The organism is Caballeronia ptereochthonis (genome assembly GCF_001545075.1).
Classification (GTDB): domain Bacteria; phylum Pseudomonadota; class Gammaproteobacteria; order Burkholderiales; family Burkholderiaceae; genus Caballeronia; species Caballeronia ptereochthonis.
The window spans coordinates 82,057-102,957 of sequence record NZ_FCOB02000023.1; the positions used below are offsets into that span (position 1 = coordinate 82,057).

At 63.9% G+C, this 20,901-nt stretch carries 16 protein-coding genes and 1 tRNA gene; 4 read left to right on the forward strand and 13 right to left on the reverse strand.

What is annotated here, in order from left to right:
* Nucleotides 1-5: 5 nt before the first annotated feature.
* Nucleotides 6-638, reverse strand: a complete 633-nt coding sequence (queE, locus tag AWB83_RS23605) for a 7-carboxy-7-deazaguanine synthase (protein WP_087048041.1) — start codon at nucleotides 636-638, stop codon at nucleotides 6-8.
* A gap of 28 nt (nucleotides 639-666) precedes the next feature.
* On the reverse strand, nucleotides 667-1,401 hold the full coding sequence (gene queC / locus AWB83_RS23610) for a 7-cyano-7-deazaguanine synthase QueC (protein WP_087048042.1): 735 nt from the start codon (nucleotides 1,399-1,401) through the stop codon (nucleotides 667-669).
* A gap of 1,365 nt (nucleotides 1,402-2,766) precedes the next feature.
* Here queC and AWB83_RS23615 point away from each other — a divergent pair.
* The gene (locus AWB83_RS23615) at nucleotides 2,767-3,738 is read left to right on the forward strand and encodes a glycoside hydrolase family protein (RefSeq protein WP_374729132.1); all 972 of its coding nucleotides are present in this window, start codon (nucleotides 2,767-2,769) and stop codon (nucleotides 3,736-3,738) included.
* Between the two features lie 171 nt (nucleotides 3,739-3,909).
* On the opposite strand, the gene AWB83_RS23620 is transcribed toward AWB83_RS23615, so the two are convergent.
* The 9 genes from AWB83_RS23620 to def all read right to left on the reverse strand — a co-directional run bounded on the left by AWB83_RS23620 (nucleotide 3,910) and on the right by def (nucleotide 12,695).
* Nucleotides 3,910-3,985, reverse strand: a tRNA-Phe gene (locus AWB83_RS23620).
* 83 nt (nucleotides 3,986-4,068) lie between these two features.
* On the reverse strand, nucleotides 4,069-4,782 hold the full coding sequence (gene esaR, locus AWB83_RS23625; protein ID WP_087048044.1) for a response regulator transcription factor EsaR: 714 nt from the start codon (nucleotides 4,780-4,782) through the stop codon (nucleotides 4,069-4,071).
* Nucleotides 4,783-7,212: a sensor histidine kinase gene (locus AWB83_RS23630; protein ID WP_087048045.1), complete on the reverse strand. Its 2,430-nt coding sequence runs from the start codon at nucleotides 7,210-7,212 to the stop codon at nucleotides 4,783-4,785. It lies immediately after the preceding gene.
* Nucleotides 7,213-7,234: 22 nt separating this feature from the next.
* Complete coding sequence (locus AWB83_RS23635) at nucleotides 7,235-7,831, reverse strand: DUF4390 domain-containing protein (RefSeq protein WP_087048046.1); 597 nt, start codon at nucleotides 7,829-7,831, stop codon at nucleotides 7,235-7,237.
* Nucleotides 7,828-9,282: a 16S rRNA (cytosine(967)-C(5))-methyltransferase RsmB gene (rsmB, locus tag AWB83_RS23640; protein WP_087048047.1), complete on the reverse strand. Its 1,455-nt coding sequence runs from the start codon at nucleotides 9,280-9,282 to the stop codon at nucleotides 7,828-7,830. The genes AWB83_RS23635 and rsmB overlap by 4 nt, the downstream gene beginning before the upstream one ends.
* A gap of 153 nt (nucleotides 9,283-9,435) precedes the next feature.
* Nucleotides 9,436-10,290, reverse strand: coding sequence for a zinc metalloprotease HtpX (gene htpX / locus AWB83_RS23645; protein ID WP_087048048.1), 855 nt, complete (start codon nucleotides 10,288-10,290; stop codon nucleotides 9,436-9,438).
* Nucleotides 10,291-10,423: 133 nt separating this feature from the next.
* A complete protein-coding gene (locus tag AWB83_RS23650; protein ID WP_087048049.1) occupies nucleotides 10,424-11,074 on the reverse strand; it encodes a LysE family translocator in 651 nt (216 codons plus the stop codon).
* A 68-nt stretch (nucleotides 11,075-11,142) separates the two neighbouring features.
* Complete coding sequence (fmt, locus tag AWB83_RS23655) at nucleotides 11,143-12,135, reverse strand: methionyl-tRNA formyltransferase (protein ID WP_087048050.1); 993 nt, start codon at nucleotides 12,133-12,135, stop codon at nucleotides 11,143-11,145.
* Between the two features lie 56 nt (nucleotides 12,136-12,191).
* Entirely contained in the window at nucleotides 12,192-12,695 is a 504-nt protein-coding gene (def, locus tag AWB83_RS23660; RefSeq protein WP_087048051.1) for a peptide deformylase, read from the reverse strand.
* Between the two features lie 199 nt (nucleotides 12,696-12,894).
* On the opposite strand from def, the gene dprA reads away from it, so the two are divergent.
* The 3 genes from dprA to AWB83_RS23675 all read left to right on the forward strand — a co-directional run bounded on the left by dprA (nucleotide 12,895) and on the right by AWB83_RS23675 (nucleotide 17,363).
* On the forward strand, nucleotides 12,895-14,100 hold the full coding sequence (gene dprA, locus AWB83_RS23665; protein ID WP_087048052.1) for a DNA-processing protein DprA: 1,206 nt from the start codon (nucleotides 12,895-12,897) through the stop codon (nucleotides 14,098-14,100).
* A 71-nt stretch (nucleotides 14,101-14,171) separates the two neighbouring features.
* The gene (locus AWB83_RS23670) at nucleotides 14,172-14,549 is read left to right on the forward strand and encodes a thioredoxin family protein (protein ID WP_087048053.1); all 378 of its coding nucleotides are present in this window, start codon (nucleotides 14,172-14,174) and stop codon (nucleotides 14,547-14,549) included.
* 171 nt (nucleotides 14,550-14,720) lie between these two features.
* A complete protein-coding gene (locus AWB83_RS23675) occupies nucleotides 14,721-17,363 on the forward strand; it encodes a DNA topoisomerase III (protein WP_087048054.1) in 2,643 nt (880 codons plus the stop codon).
* An 81-nt stretch (nucleotides 17,364-17,444) separates the two neighbouring features.
* On the opposite strand, the gene gvmR is transcribed toward AWB83_RS23675, so the two are convergent.
* Entirely contained in the window at nucleotides 17,445-18,533 is a 1,089-nt protein-coding gene (gene gvmR / locus AWB83_RS23680) for a transcriptional regulator GvmR (RefSeq protein WP_087048055.1), read from the reverse strand.
* A gap of 344 nt (nucleotides 18,534-18,877) precedes the next feature.
* Nucleotides 18,878-20,749, reverse strand: coding sequence for a phosphoenolpyruvate carboxykinase (GTP) (locus AWB83_RS23685; RefSeq protein ID WP_087048056.1), 1,872 nt, complete (start codon nucleotides 20,747-20,749; stop codon nucleotides 18,878-18,880).
* Nucleotides 20,750-20,901: the final 152 nt, after the last annotated feature.

Consider the following 20,901-nt stretch of genomic DNA (forward strand, 5'->3'; position numbering starts at 1 on the left):
TCTTATCAGGGGATGTTCAAATATTTGTGCGTCTGCATCGACAGGCGCCACTTCGGATGGCGCTTGCACCAGTCGATCGCCAGCTTCGTGTTGATGTCGCGCGACGGGCCGTCCATCGGTTGCACGAGGAAATAGTCGAAGTCGAGCTTCTCGTACTCGGCAAGACGCTGGTTGTCCTGCGGCACCACGACCTTCAGTTCGTTGCCCTTCGTCACGACGAGCTGCGCGTCGGCCTTCGGGCTCACGCAAATCCAATCGATGCTTTCGAGCACGGGCAGCGAGCCGTTCGTCTCGATCGCCATTTCGAAACCCGCTTCGTGCAGGGCATCGACGAAAGGCTGGTCGATCTGGAGCATCGGCTCGCCGCCGGTGCACACGACGAACCTGTGCGCCGCGCCCTCCGGCCACAACGACGCGATCTTCGCGACGAGTTCCGCCGGTGTCCTGTACTTGCCGCCGTTCTCGCCGTCGGTGCCGACGAAATCGGTATCGCAGAATTGGCAGACGGCGTCCGCGCGATCTTCCTCGCGCCCCGACCACAGGTTGCAGCCCGCGAAACGGCAGAACACGGCCGGACGGCCGGCATTGGCGCCTTCGCCCTGCAACGTGTAGAAAATTTCCTTTACCGCATACGTCATGACTGCCCTGTGAACCTCGAATAAAAAATCAAACCGGCGCGGTGGTGACCTGCTCGCCCGCGCGATACGCCTCGTAGCCGCGCTTGCGCAGCTTGCATGCCGGGCACTGGCCGCAACCGAAACCCCAGTCGTGCAATTCCGCGCGCTCGCCGACATAACATGTGTGCGTTTCGACGCGGATCAATTCGACCAGCGCCTCGCCGCCCAGCGTTTCCGCGAGACGCCATGTGTCGGCCTTATCGAGCCACATGAGCGGCGTTTCCAGCGCGTAGCGCGTCTCCATCCCGAGATTGAGCGCGACTTGCAGCGCCTTCATCGTGTCGTCGCGGCAATCCGGATAGCCGGAGAAATCGGTCTCGCACATGCCGCCCACCAGCACTTTCAGCCCGCGTCGATACGCCACCGCCGCCGCGATCGTCATGAACAGCAGATTGCGGCCCGGCACGAACGTATTGGGCAGACCGCTCGCCGTGTTCTGGATCTCGATCTCGCGCGTCATCGCGGTATCGCTGATCGCGCCGAGTATCGACAAGTCGATCATGTGATCTTCGCCGAGACGCTCCGCCCATTGCGGAAACGCGCTCGCGATTGCCGCGCGGAAACCGTCACGGCACTCCAGTTCGACGCGATGCCGCTGTCCATAATCGAAGCCGAGCGTCTCGACCGTCTTGTAGCGTTCGAGCGCCCACGCGAGGCAAGTGGCCGAGTCCTGGCCGCCGGAGAACAGCACGAGCGCGCTGTCTTTAGCGTCTATCCGAGTCACCGTGAAAACTCCGTACTCCGTGATTGAGATTGGCGTCGCGCGCCGCACTGGCAGCCGGAGTCACCGGACTTGGGCGCTGAGCGGCGCGGGCAGCGACGCCCTGCGAGTCCAGTATAGGCCGCCGACCTTCGCCCGGACGCGCACGCCTTTTATGCCGCCCATAGCGGAACGGGAGAAGGCTCGCCGAGCGTAGCGGAATGACTTCGGCGCATCGCGCGAACGATTCGGAGCGTCGAAAAGAAAAGGACTTGCGGGTCCGAGGACGAGGCAAGTCCTTAATTCGACGCGAATTTTAGCACGGAGCGCGATCGTGCGCCGGCTCGGGCGCGGATGTTCGTGGTGGCGGCGCGCCGGTTGCCATCGCGGGTGATTCGTTTTCGGCGCCGCCGCTCGAGCAATGACCGACCCGCGTTTGCCTGCAAATCCAGTCAGGTTCTCTGCCACTGGTTTCCGGCAAAAATTGCACAATCCCAAATAAATAAATCGGCAATATTTGGAAACCAGCTAAACCCTCAGAACATTCGGCCGATAAACAGGCATAGATACCTGAGACATCCAGATCAACCTGCAATTCTTCCCGAAGTCGAATCATCGTAGGTTTTGCGTCAACTTGCATGCAAACGTTTGCATGCAATGGTGCGCGCCGAGCTTTCTTCGTGCCGACCGATAGGGAAGTCCACGGGCTGTAATCAGACGTTTCGACGTGCCGGCGCAACCGGCGCGGGCTTGGCTTTCCGGCAGCGTCCGTCGTGGAGTCGGACGTTCCTGCCCTCTCACAGGGATCGTTCATTCGGACTCCGAATGACTACCGCTCCCAACACCCTCCCGCAGGGTCAAGCGGGATCGTTGGTCCGTTTTCGATCCGCCCGCTCCGCGGCGCTCCGGCAGACGCACCGAATTCGTCGAATCATCAAATCTATATCAGTTGTACTTATTAATAGCATGAAGAATTCCAGCCAAACTTCTTTTTTCACCGTTCAGCGCGTCTTTTCCGCGCCGAAGGCGAGCCTGATCGCCGCCGCGGTCGCGACCAGCCTCATGCTCGCCGCGTGCGGCGGCGGTAGCGCCAGCGACGCCTTCGATACGGCTTCGACCGTCGATGCGGCCTCCCGTAACACCACCGCCTTCGCGGTGACGTCGCCGGCGGCCAACGCCACCGTCTCCGGCACCGTGACGGTGAAGGGCACGACCGGATCGAAATGGGCGAAGGTCTCCGTCGTCGACATGACGACCGGTAACAAGGTCGCGCGTGACGCCACGCCGGCGAACGGCTCGTTCTCGACGACCGTCGACACGACGCGCCAGGTCAACGGCAATCACACCTGGCAGATCACCGCCACGGACTCGACGGGCGGCACACGCTCGGTGCAGAACGTGAGCGTCGTCGTCAACAACACGAAGGCGACCACGCCGACGACCGCCAAGATCTTCTACGGCGCGAACGGCCACAACAACGAAGGCGGCGCGTACGACATCTCCAGCCCGGCCTTGCAGCTTTCGCAGTTGCAGGATCTCGGCGTGAAGATGTACCGCAACGAGGTGTTCAGCGAGTGGGGCGCGAACAAGCTCGCGGGCATGGCGAAGACGATGGCGGCGGGCGGCGTGACCGTGTACCCGGTGATGCTGATGGGCCTCGACTTCAACAGCGAGACCGACGCCTACAACGCGGGCTATCAGCTCGGCGTATGGACGGCCACCGCGTACAAATACCCGTACTACGAAGTGACCAACGAACTCGAAGCGGACGCGCTCGTCGGCAACGTGGACGGCGTCTATCCGGAGCACTTCGACAACACGAAGTTCCAGATTGCGCGCGGCGTGATCCGCGGCATGATCGCCGGCATCAAGTCGGTCGATACGAACGGCAAGATCATCATGGGCGGCGGCGCGTGGATGCACTATGCCTTCGACCAGATGCTCGCCAACGGCACGCAGCCTGACGGCACGACGGGTCATCCGGTCGTGAACTGGGACATCACCGCGTGGCACTGGTACTCGGATCAGGGCGACATCACGAACGCGTGCGGCGGTACGGGCTGTCACGACATCCTCGCGACGCTGCAACAGCTCGGCAAGCCGATCTGGATCAACGAGTTCGGCGTGCGTCCGTGGTATGGCACCGATCAGCAGATCGCGTCGTATCTCGTCGGCAACCAGATGATGGCGCAGTTCGTTGCTGTGGCGTCGAAGTACAACATCCAGGCGCTCCAGACGTACGAACTGTACGACGATCCGGCGGGCGGCGAAGGCGCGTACGGTCTGCTCATGAACGACGGCAAGACGCCGAAGGCGGCCTACACGGCGTTCAAGAACTTCGTGGCGGCCAATCCGAAGTAAGGACGGCGGCTCTGTGCCGGGCCGCGCGCGCTGAAAAGGAAACGGGCAGGTTGCTTGCGCGATCTGCCCGTTTTTTTGCGTTCGCACACGACGACGCCGTCATACGAGCAATATCGTGCGCGAAAATAGAAAAAGCCCGAGAGCGATAACACTCTCGGGCTTTTTGCATTCTGGTGGCCTGGGGCGGAATCGAACCACCGACACGCGGATTTTCAATCCGCTGCTCTACCAACTGAGCTACCGGGCCAACGAAGAAGTGAGACTATAGCAGAGACCATTGCGCCCCTCAAGCCCCCCTGCGTATTTTTCCAAAATTGTTCGGGATCGGACTCAGACCTCGTTCTTGTTCTTGCCGAGATCGACGCCCAACTGCTTGAGCTTGCGATACAGGTGCGTGCGCTCCAGACCCGTCTTCTCCGCCACGCGCGTCATGCTGCCGTTCTCGCGCGCGAGGTGGTACTCGAAATACGCGCGCTCGAACGCATCGCGCGCATCGCGCAACGGGATGTCGAACGAGATGGACGCGGTCTGTCCCGTCTGACCCTGCGCCCCGCCGCTCGCTGCCGCATCATGCGATGCATTCAAGGCGGAAGCCGTCGGCAACGCAGCCGCCACCGGCACCCCCGATGCACTCGCGCTCGCCGGCGGCTTCGCCGCTGCGGCCGTGGGCGGAGCAGCGGTGCCATGCGCGAGGCCCTGCTCGACGGCCTTCAGCAGCTTCTGCAGCGCGATCGGCTTTTCGAGGAAGTTGAGCGCGCCGATCTTCGTCGCTTCGACGGCCGTGTCGATGGTCGCGTGGCCGGACATCATGATCACCGGCATCGTGAGTTTGCCCTGCGCGGCCCACTCTTTCAGAAGGGTCACACCGTCGGTATCGGGCATCCAGATGTCGAGCAATACGAGATCGGGCGTCTGCTGTAGACGGTAGTCGCGCGCGTGCTGCGCGTTTTCCGCCACATCAACGACATGGCCTTCGTCGCTCAGGATCTCCGAGAGCAGTTCCCGGATCCCCATTTCATCGTCTACCACCAGGATGGTTGCCATTTACGCTGCCCTTGTCTGCACTGTTGCTTTTGTCGTTCCCTGATTCGCTGTCGCACCGACGCCCGGAGGCGTTGCGCCGGGCGCGGCGGTATCGTCCGCGAGTTGTAGAAACAGAATCGATATCTGCGCCCCTTCGACCACATCCGCCGTCCTCGAGCGGTTGCGTATGTCGATGCGCGCGCCGTGCTCGTCGACGATCTTCTTTACCGTTGCAAGTCCCAGGCCCGTGCCTTTCGCTTTCGTCGTCACGTAAGGCTCGAAAGCGCGCGAGAGAATGCGCGCCGGAAAACCCGGGCCGTTATCCGAGACCGTCAGACGAACCGCGACACGCGCGTGCCCCGATGCATCGGGCTCGCCATATTCTACTGTCCTCGTTTCGAGCAGGACGTGCGGCTCCGCCACTTCCGCCACCGCATCCTGCGCGTTCTGGAGCAGGTTGTGGATCACCTGGCGGATCTGCGTCGCATCGCCGCGAATCACCGGCAGTTTGGCGAGATCGATCTTGATCGGGCTCTTGCCCTCTTCGATGCCGTAGAGCGTCAGCACTTCGGCAACGAGATCGTTCAGTTGCAGGTTGCCGAGGACCGCGGGCGGCGTGCGGGCATATTCGCGGAAGTCGTCGACCATCTGCTTCATCGCCTGCACCTGATTCACGATGGTCGTCGACGCGCGCTTGAGCACGTCGGCGTCCTGTGGCGCAAGTTTATCCGCGAGCTTCATCTGCAGGCGCTCGGCCGAAAGCTGAATGGGCGTGAGCGGGTTCTTGATCTCGTGCGCGAGCCGCCGTGCGACTTCGCCCCACGCCACGGAACGCTGTGCGGAGATAACGTCGGAGATGTCGTCGAACACGACCACGTAGCCGGTCGTCTCCGCATCGTCGGATTCGCTTTCGGTCACGCTCAGCAGCTGCGTTCCGCGTACGAGCAGCGTCAGCGGATCGTTCTCGCCCGGCACGGTCACCGCGACCTGCTGCTGCCAGTGCCCACGATCGCCGACCGGATGCCCGCTGCCGACCGCCGCCGCGTCACGCTCGGCAAATGCCTTTCTCACCATCGCGCCGAACTCGGCGAGCGCGTCGATCTGATCGAGCGGCTGATTGAGCAGCGCGCCGAACGGCTGACGGAAGATGCGCTCCGCGCCGCGGTTCGCGGTGGTCAGGCGGAACTGGCGATCGAACACGAACACGCCCGCCGTCAGATTCGCGAGGATGCTCTCCAAATACGCCTTCGAATGTTCGAGCGCAATACGATTGTTCTCAACAGCCGCGCGTGCTTCGGAAAGCTGGCGCGTCATCGCATTGAAGGACTGCGTGAGGAAGCCGAGTTCATCGCGCGAATTGATCTCGCGCTTGGGCGTGTAGTCGCCTTCCGCCACTTCCTTCGTGCCCTGCGCGAGCAGGAACAGCGGACGCGCGAGCTGATTGCCCAGCGCGAGCGCGAGCATCATCGCGATGAAGGTCGCCAGAAACAGCGCGAGCGTCAGCGTGCCGATATACATCTTGCGCAAGCCGGTGCGCCCGAGCCGCTTTTCCTGATACTCGCGATACGCGCGCTGCACGGCATCGGCGTTGCGCGCGAGTTCCTGGCTGACCGGCTGCTCGATCTGCAGGTAGCGGTCGACGTGCTGGAATTCGGTGGTCGTCGTCGGATCTGGGATCTTCGCGATCACGCGCAGCCGCAGCGCGCCCTTCGGCCCGTTCGACTTCGGATCGCCGTCGATCTCCCCTTCGATCGCGCCATACGGATGATCCTGCGCCGCCTTCAGCATCGTGCTGGTCGGCTCGTTCGTCGGCAGGAGCGCATAGTAATTGCCCGATGCCTGCGCGACCGTGCGCAAGCCCGACACACGCTGCGAGCCGTTGCTCGACGCCAGATCCTCGCGGTTGTACTGATCACGCGGCCGCTCGAATACGACAGCATCCTGCACGTTGTACTGATCGCGCAGGCGCAAAAGCGCGAGCGTGAGACTCGAGGGATCGGCGCTTGCGAGCTGATCGCTCATCTGCCGGCCGCGGTTCCTGAAATCGGCGAGCGAGTTCTCGAGCATGCCGCGCCCGAGCGTCAGGCCCGACGTGAGCGCGGTCTCGACGTTGACGTCGAACCACGACTCGATACTGCGCGACACGAACTGATACGAAACCACATAGATGATCGCGCCCGGCACCACGCCGACGAGCGCGAAGATGAACGCGAGCTTCGCGAGCAAGCGCGTGCCGAAGCGCCCCTGCCTCACGCGCGACACGATGATCACGAACAGGCTGATGACGATCAGCATGAAGATGAGCGCCACCGCGACGTTCGCGGCGTAGAGCCAGCCGTAGTAGCGGTCGAAGAACTCGGTGTTCGCGCTCGCGAGCGCGAGCATCACGAGCAGCAGGACTGCCGTGAGCGCAACCGTCGAGACCAGCAACCGAACGACGAAACTCTTCATGTCAGTGCGGCCGCGTCGAAATCTATTTCGCACGTTCTGCCGCCGTAAAAGTAAAACGCTTCCAGTCCGAGGAAAGGTTCCAGTCGCGGTTGTTTACCGCGTCGATCTGGAACGGCTTGGGCATCAATGCGATGTCGAGCTGCATGCGCACCGATGCGGTATACGTTTCTCCGCCATGCACCTGGTTTCGATCGATGACGTGCCACGAGGTCACGTGCTTGATGACCGCGAGCGCTTCGTTGAGCGATGCGAAACGCAATTGCAGGCCGCCCGTCGATACACGATATTCGTTCGTGAGCGGCTGATAGGAAAGGCGGATGCTCTGCGACACGTTGACCGGCTCTTCGTCGAACCAGTACCAGCGTGGCCGCGACAGGTTGAAATCGATCGTGAAATAGAGCGGCACGCTGCGGTTCACGGCTTCTTCGAGACTGTTGTTGAGATCGAAGTCGAAATGCGCATCGAGGCTCCAGCCGGCATTGTCCGCTTGCAGCGACGCGCGCTGCACGGCGATCGTTTCGGCAAACGCGGAATCGGCCGCGGCGAAACTCAGCCAGAGCGTCAGCGCAGTCCAGATGACGGCCGCGAGCCGAAGCGGAAAAAAGCGTTTGATCGTCACCGTTTCTGAAAGCGCGCGTAGAAGAATCCGTCATGATCCGCGAAGGCCTCCGCGTCCCGACTGGACGATTGACGGGCGCCTTGCGCCTCGCCCGGAACGGAGCCTGCGAGATTTGTACCGTCCGGTGAGCCCTGCACCGCACCCGCGCTCGCGCGCGCCGCTGTCGGCAACAATTGCCCCGGCGCGTCCAATCGTACCGCATCTTCATGCGCGGTTCCAAACCAGCGGGCCTGCTCCTCGCCCTCCTCCGGAAAGATCGAGCACGTCACGTAGAGCAGTTCGCCGCCCTTCGCGACGAGCGGCCACAGCGCGCTCAGGATGCGCCGCTGCTCCTGGACGAGCGCATCGATGTCCGACACGCGCCGCAGCCAGCGAATGTCCGGATGACGCCGCACGATGCCCGACGCCGAGCACGGCACGTCGGCGAGGATGCGATCGAAAGGCTTGCCGTCGAACCATGGCGCGGGATCGCCCGCATCGCCGACTTTCGTTTGCGCCCGGAGCTTCAGGCGCGTCAGGTTCTGTCCGATGCGCGTTGCCCGTTCCGCATCGCTTTCCAGCGCGATGAGATCGACGTCCGCCAGTTCGAGAATGTGGCCCGTCTTGCCGCCGGGCGCGGCGCAGGCGTCGAGCACGCGCATGCCGTCTTGCGCGTCGAGCAGTTGCGCGGCGAGTTGCGCGCCCGCGTCCTGCACCGACACGATGCCTTCGCCAAAGCCCGGAATGCGATCGACGGGCATCGGCGACTTCAGGCGCACGGCGTGCAGGCCCGCCGCATCGGCGTCGATATCGGCGTCGCGCAGACGCGAGAGATATTCATCGACGCTGGCGTGACGCGCATTCACGCGCAACGTGAGCGGCCCTTGCAGATTGCCCGCTTCGAGGATGCGCTCCCATGCATCGGGCTGGCCGCGCTTCACCGCATCGATCCACCATTGCGGGTAGTTCCAGCGCACGACGGGACTCGTGCGCGCTTCGGCGATGAGGGCCTCGCGCTCGCGCAGGAAGTTGCGCAGCACCGCGTTGACCAGACCCTTGGCGAAGGAAAATTCGCGCCGCGCGGCGATCGCGCTCACCGCCTGATCGACCACGGTAAACGGTGCGTAGGCCGCGTGCGCTTCGTTGTCCGTGAGCAGCGTGAACGCGCAGACCAGCATGTTCGCCACATGCGGCGGCGGCGCCTTCTTCACGAGCTTGTGCAGGAGCGCATCGGCGAGCGCGAGACGGCGCATCGCGCGATACGCGATGTCCTGCACCGCGCCGCGGGCCACCGCATGCTTCGCCGGCGCGATGACCGTCTGCAGCGCGGCAGGCAGCGCAGAGCCCGCGCGCACCGCGCCCACGGCTTGCGCCGCGCAATCGAGCGCGAACGCGAGCGAATCAGGCGCGAGATGGAGCGCGCCCAAGCGGGAATGCGCGGCGGCGGGCCGGCGGGAAGGCTTGTCGGTCATGGTTGAAACGGGAACGGTCAGTCGGCCAAGCGCGCGGCTTGCGTGAACGAGGATTGTAACGTGCAGGGGTCGCACGCCCGGGCGGACGGCGTCAGGAAAGAAAAAGGTCGCGCCGGTAAAACCGGAGCGACCTTCGTTAAAGCGTCACACGCTTCAGAAGCGACCCGTGCGTGCCATCTCCATCAGACGCGCAACGCGCTCCTCCGTCGCCGGGTGCGTCGAGAACAGATTCGCGATGCCGCCGCCCGAGAGCGGATTCATGATCATCATCTGCGCGGTTGCCGGGTGCGCCTCGGCCGCCGGGAACGGCACGCCGGTGGCATAAGCGTGAATCTTCTCGAGCGCGCTCGCGAGCGCCTGCGGGTCGCCCGAAATCTCCGCGCCGCCACGGTCGGCTTCGAATTCGCGCGCGCGGGAAATCGCCATCTGGATCAACGCGCCCGCGATCGGCGCAAGGATCGCCACCAGGATGCTCGCGATCGGATTGGCCGGACGGCCTTCGTCGTCGCGCCCGCCGAAGAACATCGCGAAGTTCGCAAGCGCGGAGATCGCGCCGGCCATTGTCGCGGAGATCGTCGAGATCAGGATGTCGCGGTGCTTCACATGCGACAGTTCGTGCGCCATCACGCCGCGCATCTCGCGCTCCGACAGCACGCGCAGAATGCCCGTGGTCGCCGCGACCGCCGCGTGCTCCGGATTGCGGCCCGTGGCGAACGCGTTGGGCGCGTCTTCGTTGATCAGATAGACGCGCGGCATCGGCAGCTGGGCGCGCGTGGCGAGCTCTCGCACCATGCGATAGAACTGCGGCGCGGTGGTCTCGTCGACTTCCTGCGCGTTGTACATGCGCAGAACCATCTTGTCCGAGAACCAGTACGAGAAGAAATTCATGCCGAGCGCAACGACCAGCGCGAGCATCATGCCCTTCGATCCGCCGATCATCCCGCCGATCACGACAAAGAGGGCCGTGATCGCAGCCATCAGCATCGCGGTTTTGACCCAGTTGAACATGTCCGGAACTCCTTCTCCCTATGTACGGTGCGCGACGCGCGCGGTTGCCCCGGCCGACGCGACCGGGACGACGATTGTAAGCAAAATGTTAGATATGGACATCCATCAATAATTCAATCCGTGATGACGAGATTTATCGATGCGTGGTCGCGAGCTTGATGCCCAGGCCCACGAACGCGCCGCCCACGCCGCGGTCCAGCCACTTCTTCACGCCGACCTTGCCGGCGAAGCGCTCGGTGACGCTGCCCGCGATCCACGCCACGAAGCTGTTCCAGACCGTGCTCATGGCGATGAACACGATGCCGAGCGTGAGGAACGCGAGCGTCTTGTGCTGGCTATCGGCGGCGACGAACTGCGGGAAGAACGACACGAAGAACAGCACCACCTTGGGATTCAGCACGTTCGTGACGAAGCCTTGGGCAAAAAGCTGACGCAGCGATTTCGGCGCGGCTTTCTCGCTTGCCTGCGTCTCACGCGCGGCGTTGGCGTCGGCGTCGTGCTTCGCGAGGATGAGGCGCGCGCCGAGATAGATCAGATAGATCGCGCCGGCGATCTTGATGACGGTGAACGCCGTCGCCGATGCCGCCAGGATCGCCGTCAGGCCGAACGCGCACGCCAGCGTATGAACGATGCAGCCCGCGGAGATGCCCAGCGCCGACACGATGCCCGCGCCTCGCCCTTGCGCGACGCTGCGCCCGACGATGTAGGCGGTGTCGGGACCGGGCGTGACGTTCAGAAGAAAGACGGCGACGAGGAAAAAGGCAAAACCGGTAATGCCGAGCATCGGGGACTCCAGACAGACACGCGCTTGTGGAAGCGATTTATTTTAGCGCCGCGCCCGTCCGGCGTCCCTTACTCTTGTCCGGCTTGCGGAAGCGCGAAGCGTTGTCCCTTCGCGAGCGGCGCACCCGCGAGAAAGTCGCGTACCGGCAGGCGTTTGCCGCCCGGTTTCTGCAATTGCGTGAGCTTGAGCGCGCCGCTGCCGCAAATCACGACGATACCGTCTGACGAAACCTCGGCGATGGTACCGGGCTCGCCTGCGTGCGAAGAGCCATCGACCGGGTGCGCTGCCCAGATCTTGATCGCGGCCTGATCGAGCGTGCCGGAGGCGCCGGGAAACGGATCGAACGCGCGGATCTGGCGCGCGAGCGCTTCGGCCGGACGTCGCCAGTCGAGCGCCGCTTCGTTTTTCGCGATCTTTTCGGCGTAGGTCGTGCCGTCTTCCGGTTGCGGCGTGGACGGCAGCGCGCCGTCACGCTCCAGATCGCGCAGCGCCGCAACGATCAGCTCAGCGCCCGCTTGCGCGAGCCGATCGTGCAGCGTGGCCGTGGTGTCGTCGGGACGAATCGGCGTGCGCGCTTCGCGGATCATCGCGCCGGTGTCGAGGCCGGCGTCCATCTGCATCAGCGTGATGCCGGTTTCGGCGTCGCCCGCCTCGATCGCGCGATGGATCGGCGCGGCGCCGCGCCAGCGCGGCAACAGCGATGCGTGAATGTTGATCGCGCCGCGCGGCGGAATGTCGAGCACTTCCTGCGGCAGGATCAGGCCGTACGCGGCGACGACCATCACGTCGTGCGGCGTCGCGCGCAAGAGATCGATCGCCTCCGCGGCTTCCTGCGGATACTTGCCCGCGCGCCGCAGCGATGTCGGCTGCGCGACCTCGAGCCCGTGCTCGACCGCGAAACGCTTGACCGGGCTAGCGGTCAGCTTCATGCCGCGTCCGGCCGGACGATCGGGCTGAGTCAGGACGAGCGGGATGGCAAACCCGGCCGCGTGAATGGCCGCGAGCGCGGCGGCGGCGAATTCGGGCGTACCCGCGAAAACGACACGCAGCGATTGAGTCATTGGTTGAAGCTACCCTTTTTGGCGTGCCTGCAAAAAACGTCGATGGAAAGCGCGCGTTACAGCGCCTTTTCCAGCTTCTTCATCTTGCCGCGAATGCGCGTCTGCTTGAGCTGCGACAGGTATTCGACGAACACGTGGCCGTTCAGATGATCCATCTCGTGCTGAACGCACACCGCGAGCAAGCCTTCGCAATCGAGTTCGAAGGTCTCGCCCTTTTCGTTCAGCGCCTTCACGCGCACCTTGTCGGGCCGCTCCACGAAATCGTAGATGCCGGGCACCGACAGGCAGCCCTCTTCCCATTCCTTCTTTTCCTCGCTCGCCCACACGATTTCGGGGTTGATGAAGACCATCAGCTCGTCGTGCGCGTCGGAGACATCGATGACGATCACGCGCTCGTGCACGTCCACCTGCGTCGCGGCAAGGCCGACGCCAGGCGCGGCGTACATCGTCTCGGCCATGTCGGCGACGAGCTTGCGGATGCGGTCATCGACGACGGCGACGGGCTTCGCCACCTTGTTCAGCCGCTTGTCCGGGTAGTTGAGTATCTTGAGCAGAGCCATGATTCGGATTGTCTACGCGCGCCGCGACGCGTGTAAATCGGCCATTCGGCCAGGTTGCGGGTGGAGGGCGGCATGCCGAAGATATGCGGGTGAATCCACGGGATTCAACGCCGCCGGCAAGCGGCCAATGGCGTCGCTTCGGGCCTCTGGACGAGGCCGGGCGACGATTCTTAATCTGTTCCGGATCAAAAATCTTAACATGACGACCGCCGCTCCGCCGACCGAGGAAGCCGCCTCGACGCTCGATGCAGAAGAACTGCGCGCCTGGCTGCAACTCGCGCACGCGAGGGGATTGCGGCCGCTCGCGCTGCGCACGTTGCTCGGTGCTTTCGGCGGACCGCGCGAAGTGATGTCGGAGAGCTTCGCATCGCTTGCGGAGGCCGCCGGCGTCAGTGCCGCCGAAGCCGTGCTCGCGCCGCCGTCCGACATCGAAGGCGTCCCGTTCGACCACTATATTGAAGAGGTTCTGGCGTGGGCGCCGGAACCGGGCAATCACATCCTGACGCTCGCGGATGCCGCCTATCCGCAGGCGCTGCTCACCATGCCGGACCCGCCGGCGCTGCTCTACGCGAAGGGCCGGCTCGACCTGCTCCAGACGCGCGCGGTGGCGATCGTCGGCAGCCGGCACGCGACGCCGCAAGGTCTGGAGGACGCGCGGCGCTTCGCCCGCGTGCTGTCGGATGCGGGTCTCGTCGTGGTGTCGGGTCTTGCGCTCGGCATCGACGCATCCGCGCATCGCGGCGCGCTGGAAGGCGCAACCGGCACGATTTCCGTGATCGGTACGGGCGCGGATCTCGTCTATCCGGCCGCGCATCACACGTTGGCGCATGAAATCGCCCGCGAAGGCGCGATTCTCTCCGAATGGCCACTGGGCACGCCCGCGCGCTCCGCGCACTTTCCGCAGCGGAACAGGTTGATCGCGGGATTGTCGAGCGGCGTGCTGATCGTCGAGGCGGCGATGCGTTCCGGCTCGCTCATCACCGCGCGGCTCGCCAACGAAATGGGGCGCGATGTATTCGCGGTTCCCGGCTCGATTCACGCGCCGCTTTCGCAAGGCTGCCATCGGCTCATCAAGCAGGGGGCGAAGCTCGTGGAAGCTCCGGAGGAAGTGCTCGAAGAATTCGGCTTCTCGCCCGCGCAGACGGCCGCTGCTGCGGCGAAGCGCGCGAAATCGAAACCGGTCAGCGCGTCGTGGGCCTCGGCGCGTCTGCCGGAGCCGGCCGGGACCGGTGACGCCGAACGCGTGCTTTCCGCGCTCGGCCACGCGCCCGCGACGCTTGAAATCCTCGCCACGCGCACCGAACTGGAAGGCGCGGCGCTCCAGGGCGCACTGCTCGGGCTCGAGCTGTCGGGCCGCGTGGCGGCGCTGCCGGGCGGCCGCTTTACGGCGGTCGAGCGCCTGTAACGCCGCGTCGTGCTAAATTCGCGAAAAAACGAGCCGTCCCCGCTGCCGCAAACAAGGATCCCGCACACGCCATGTCCGCGCTGAATCTCGATACCGATGCCGATCGCATCGCTGAGCGCATCGCCGAGCCCGACACGCTGTTCGTCGCCTGTCTGTGCGCCGAATGGTGCGGCACGTGCCGCGAATACAGCGAAGGGTTCGACAGGCTGGCCGACGCGCATCCGGACATCTGCTTCGCCTGGATCGATATCGAGAATCATGCCGACCTCCTCGACGACCTCGATGTGGAAAATTTCCCGACCATCCTGATCGAAGATTCGGTCACGACCCGGTTTTTCGGCACGGTGCTGCCGCAAGTGTCGATCGTCGAGCGGATGTTGACCGACCTGACCGCGCTGCCGAACATGATCGGCGCGCCGAAGCTGCGCCCGGCGCTTGCCATGGCTTGAGCGCGACGGGCGCGAAACGGGCGTTTTGCGCCTTTCGAAATGCGCAACGCGAGCCGGGCGCCGCAACGTCGTGATTCGACCTTCGACGCTCTCGGTGCAAAGCCTGTGCTATAAAGCGGTCGTTAAAGCAGCCCAAACCGGGCTGCTGCCTGTTACCAACCCTATTGAGTCATGTCCAAAGCCCTGATCATTGCTGAGAAGCCTTCCGTCGCGAACGACATTGCGCGTGCGCTGGGCGGCTTCACCAAGCATGACGAGTACTACGAGAGCGACGATTACGTGCTCTCGTCCGCGGTCGGCCACCTGCTCGAGATCGCGGCGCCGGAGGAATACGACGTCAAGCGCGGCAAATGGAGCTTTGCCAATCTGCCGGTCATTCCGCCGCATTTCGACCTGAATCCGATCGCCAAGAGCGAGTCGCGCCTCAAGGTGCTGACGAAGCTGATGAAGCGCAAGGATATCGACCGCCTGATCAACGCCTGTGACGCGGGGCGCGAAGGCGAGCTGATCTTCCGCCTGATCGCACAGCACGCGAAGGCCAAGCAGCCGGTCCAGCGCCTGTGGCTGCAGTCGATGACGCCCGCCGCCATCCGCGAAGGCTTCGCGAACCTGCGCAGCGACGCCGACATGCAACCGCTCGCCGACGCCGCCCGCTGCCGGTCGGAAGCCGACTGGCTCGTCGGCATCAACGGCACCCGCGCGATGACCGCCTTCAACAGCAAGGGCGGCGGTTTCTTCCTGACGACGGTCGGGCGCGTTCAGACGCCAACTCTGTCGATCGTCGTCGAACGTGAGGAGAAAATCCGCCGTTTCGTGCCGCGCGACTACTGGGAAGTGCGCGCCGAGTTCATCGCCGCGAAGGGCATGTACGAAGGCCGCTGGTTCGACCCGAAGTTCAAGCGCACCGAGAACGACCCCGAGCAGCGCGACTCGCGTCTGTGGAGTCTCGCGGCAGCGGAATCGGTCGTCGCGGCTTGTCGGGGCAAGACCGGCACCGTCACCGAGGAATCGAAGCCGTCGACGCAGATGTCGCCGCTGCTCTTCGACCTGACGAGCCTGCAGCGCGAAGCCAACGGCCGCTTCGGCTTCTCGGCGAAGAACACGCTCGGCCTCGCGCAGGCGCTCTATGAGAAGCACAAGGTCCTGACCTATCCGCGTACCGATTCGCGCGCGCTGCCCGAAGACTACCTGGGCACGGTCAAGGAAACGCTGACCATGCTCAAGGAGAGCAACAACTATCTGCCGTTCGCGAAGCAGGTACTCGACAAAGGCTGGGTGAAGCCGAACAAGCGCATCTTCGACAATTCGAAGATCAGCGATCACTTCGCCATCATCCCGACGCTGCAGGCGCCGAAGTCGCTGTCCGAGCCGGAGCAGAAGCTGTATGACCTCGTCGTCAAGCGCTTCCTGTCGGTGTTTTTCCCGGCCGCGGAATATCTCGTGACGACGCGCATCACCGAGGTTTCGGGGCATCACTTCAAGACGGAAGGCAAGGTGCTCGTCGAGCCGGGCTGGCTGCAGGTCTACGGCCGCGAAGCCGCGGGCGAGGAAGGCAATCTCGTGCCGGTGCAGAAGGACGAGAAGGTCGATGTCGAGAAGGTCGAGGCGCATGGTCTCGTGACCAAGCCGCCCGCGCGCTACAACGAAGCGTCGCTGCTCTCGGCGATGGAAGGCGCGGGCAAGCTCGTCGAAGACGAGGAGTTGCGCGAAGCGATGGCCGCGAAGGGCCTCGGCACGCCGGCGACGCGCGCGGCGATCATCGAAGGTCTGCTCGGCGAGAAGTACATGGTGCGTGAAGGCCGCGAGCTGATTCCGACTGCGAAGGCGTTCCAGTTGATGACCTTGCTGCGCGGCCTCGGCGTGGAGGAACTGACCGCGCCCGAACTCACCGGCGAATGGGAACACAAGCTCTCGCAGATGGAGCGCGGCAACCTGCATCGCAATCAGTTCATGCAGGAAATCGCGCGCATGACGCAGACCATCGTCAAGCGCGCGAAGGAATACGACTCCGACACGATCCCCGGCGATTACGCGACGCTCGAAACGCCGTGCCCGAACTGCGGCGCGCAGGTGAAGGAGAACTATCGCCGCTTCGCGTGCACGAAGTGCGAGTTCTCGATTTCCAAGATTCCGGGCGGCCGGCAGTTCGAGATCGCCGAAGTCGAGGAATTGCTGCGCGAGAAAACCATCGGGCCGCTGTCCGGTTTCCGCAGCAAGATGGGGCGGCCGTTCTCGGCCATTCTCAAGCTCGTCCTCGACGACGAGATCAAGAACTACAAGCTCGAATTCGACTTCGGCCAGGACGCCGGCGGCGACGACGGCGAACCGCCGGACTTCTCCGAGCAGACGCCGGTCGGCGCGTGTCCGAAGTGCCAGTCGCGCGTGTTCGAGCACGGCATGAGCTATGTGTGCGAGAACTCGGTCGCAAATCCGAAGACGTGCGACTTCCGCTCGGGCAAGGTCATCCTGCAGCAGGAGATCGCGCGGGAGCAGATGGAGAAGCTCCTGAACGAAGGCCGCACGGATCTGCTGACGAACTTCAAGTCGTCGCGCACCGGACGCAACTTCAAGGCGTATCTCGTGAAGCAGCCGGACGGGAAGATCGGCTTCGAGTTCGAAAAGAAGGAAGGCAAGCCGTCCGCCAAGACGGCAGCGGCGAAGCGCGGTGCGGCAGCGGAAGCCGACAGCGGCGATGAAGCCGGCGATAGCGACGTCGCCGTAGCCGCCAAGACCACGCCTACCAGGCCTGCGGCAAAGAAGGCGCCCGCGAAGAAAGCAGCGGCGAAGAAGACCACCGCACGCAAGACGGGCTGATCGCCCCTTAGGCCGACGCCAAAGTAAAAAACCCCGCGAAACGATTCGCGGGGTTTTTCATTTGCGCTTCGCGCGAGCCTTTCAAAACGGCGATGGTGCGGGCACGCGTCCTCGCGTTCGTGAAGGCTTGGAGACTTTCGGCGCCAGCTCGCCATCGATCGGACGCGAGCGCGGCGGGCGTGCCGCCTCTTCATCGGCATGCTCGTAATGCGCTTGCGCAACCGGGGCGACCGGCTTGCCGCGCCCGTCGCGAATCCATTGCTCGCCGAGCTGATGATTCGGCGTCTGGCTGAAATGCTCGACGAGGTGATCGATGAACGTGCGCACCTTCGCCGGCAAGTGGCGACGGCTCGGATACGCGACGTTGATGTCGACCTGCGGCAACTGATAGTCGCCGAGCAGCCGCACGAGCTGGCCCTTCGTCGTGTCGTTGCCGATCAGATAGCTCGGCAGGATCGCGATGCCCATGCCGAGCAGCGCGAACTGGCGCAGCATTTCCGTGTTGTTCGCGATGATCACGTTCTGCGGCCGCACGCGCACTTCGCCTTCCGGGCCGGTGAACACGCGCTCGTCGCCCCAGTACTCGGACGGCAGGCTCAGGCACGGATGCTCGAGCAGATGCTCGGGGCGCGTCGGCGTGCCGTGCTTCTCCAGATATGCGGGCGTTGCGCAGACGGTCATGCAGCCGGTCGTCAGGCGTCGCGTGACGATGCTCGCGCTCTTCACCTGCCGCGCGATGACGATGCCCACATCGAAACCTTCCTCGACCAGATCGACCTGACGGTCCACCAGCGTGACGTCGGGGACGACCTTCGGATAACGCTGCGCATACGTCTGCAGCACCGGCGCCAGGTTGTGCAGGCCGAACACCACGGGCGCCACGATCCGGAGCGAACCGAGCGGTTCGTGATTGCGCGCCACCACCATTTGTTCGACGTCTTCCAGCTCGTCGAGAATTTGCCGAGCCCGCTCCAGATAGACCTGACCGGATTCCGTGAGCGAGAGGCTGCGCGTCGTACGGTTGAGCAGGCGCGTGCCGAGGCGGCCTTCCAGGTCCGCGACGTGGCGCGTCGCCACCGCATTGGAGATGTCCATCGCGCTCGCGGCCCGGGCGAAACTCCCGAGATCGGCGACGCGGACGAACACTCTCATCGACTGCAAATGATCCATAAGACAACTCCTGCCGCTAGACGGCTCGAATTCTGCTGCAAAGCAATTCAGGATTATCCTAGGACCGGCGGAATCGTGCAGAAGTTGCCGGGAAGCAGGAAAAAGTCGAAAAAAATCTGGCGGTTAGGTGACTTGCGCAAATGAAAGATCACCGATTGTTGCCAATCACACAACACTCGATTGGATTCATTCCGCGAGATGAAATTTTGAAAATGCTGGCCGCGTCAATTTTGACGGTGTAGCGCAGAAAAATCGGGCCCGCCGCAGCGAGCCCGATATATATGGGGATTGATTCGATTCGCGACATCAATCCCGCGCAGGGTCATGCCGGATGATTCACTCGATCACGCGGCCAGGCGCTTCTCCATGTCGGCTCTGGCTTTCGGCAACGCTTCCGGCAAACGCTGCTTCAGCTTCGTGAACAGCTCGTCGTGCAGCGCGAGTTCGTCGCGCCAGGCAGCGTCGTTGACCGAGATGACCTTTTCGAACTGCTCGCGCGTGAACCCGAGCGCGCCCCAGTCGATGTCCTCGTAGCGCGGCGAGATGCCGAACGCGTGCTCCTCGCCCTTCGCCGAGCCTTCGATGCGGCCGATCATCCAGTTCAGCACGCGCATGTTTTCGCCGAAGCCGGGCCATACGAACTTGCCGTCGTCGCCCTTGCGGAACCAGTTGACGCAGAAGAACTTCGGCGTCTTCGCGTTCAGCGCTTCGAGGCGCTCGCCCATCTTCAGCCAGTGGCCGAAGTAGTCGCTCATGTTGTAGCCGCAGAACGGCAGCATCGCGAACGGATCGCGGCGCACGACGCCCTGCTGACCCGCCGCGGCGGCAGTGGTTTCGGAGCCCATCGTCGCGGCCATGTAGACGCCCGCCTTCCAGTCGCGCGCTTCCGTCACGAGCGGGACGGTGTTCGAGCGGCGACCGCCGAAGATGAACGCGTCGATCGGCACGCCCGCCGGATTTTCCCAATCCGGATCGATCGACGGGCATTGCGATGCCGGCGCGGTGAAGCGCGCGTTCGGATGCGCGGCCTTGGCTCCGGTTTCCTTGGCGATTTCCGGCGTCCAGTCGCGGCCCTGCCAGTCGATCAGGTGCGCGGGCGGCGCGTCGGTCATGCCTTCCCACCAGACGTCGCCGTCATCGGTCAGCGCGACGTTCGTGAAGATCACGTTTTCCTTGAGCGTCGCCATCGCGTTGAAGTTGGTCTTCTCGCTCGTGCCCGGGGCGACGCCGAAATAGCCTGCTTCCGGGTTGATCGCGTACAGGCGGCCGTCGCGGCCCGGCTTGATCCAGGCGATGTCGTCGCCGATCGTCGTCACCTTCCAGCCATTCAGATCCTGCGGCGGAATCAGCATCGCGAAGTTGGTCTTGCCGCACGCCGACGGGAATGCCGCCGCGACGTGATACTTGCGGCCCTGCGGCGATGTGACACCGAGAATCAGCATGTGCTCGGCGAGCCAGCCTTCGTCGCGGCCCATGGTCGAGGCGATGCGCAGCGCGAAGCACTTCTTGCCGAGCAGCGCGTTGCCGCCATAGCCCGAGCCGAAGCTCCAGATTTCGCGCGACTCGGGGAAGTGGACGATGTACTTCGTGTCGTTGCAAGGCCAGGCCACGTCCTTGCGGCCACGTCCGAGCGGTGCGCCAACGGAATGCACGCACGGCACGAATTCGCCGTCCTCGCCGAGCACGTCGTATACGGCGCGGCCCATGCGCGTCATGATGCGCATGTTCGTCACGACATACGGGCTGTCCGACAACTCCACGCCGATATGCGCGATCGGCGAGCCGAGCGGGCCCATCGAGAAGGGCACGACGTACATCGTGCGGCCGCGCATGGCGCCGTCGAACAGGCCGTCGAGCGTCACGCGCATTTCCTGCGGATCGATCCAGTTGTTCGTCGGGCCGGCGTCTTCGCGGCGTTGCGAGCAGATGAACGTGCGGTCTTCGACGCGCGCCACATCCGACGGATCCGAGCAGGCGAGGAAGGAATTGGGGCGCTTCTCGGGGTTGAGCTTCTTCATGGTACCGGCTTCGACCATCTGCTGGCAGAGCCGGTCGTACTCTTCCTGCGAGCCGTCGCACCAGACGACGCGATCCGGTTTGGTGAGGGCCGCGATGCGCTGCACCCATTCGATGAGTCGTCGGTGCCGGACGTAGGCCGGCGCTTCGATTTCGACGACGTTGTTATCGTTGTCTTCGACTACTGCGGGCTGGTTCATCGAGCTGTCTCCGTTCTCTGCAATGAAAACCTGGGCCCTCAGACGCTGCATGCGAGAGGCTTTTGCGACTCGAACCGCTGGGCGCTTTCGTGCACTTCCAATGCGCTCTTTCATCGCACGAAATGCGGTTCGCAAGCCATTGCGGCGTCACG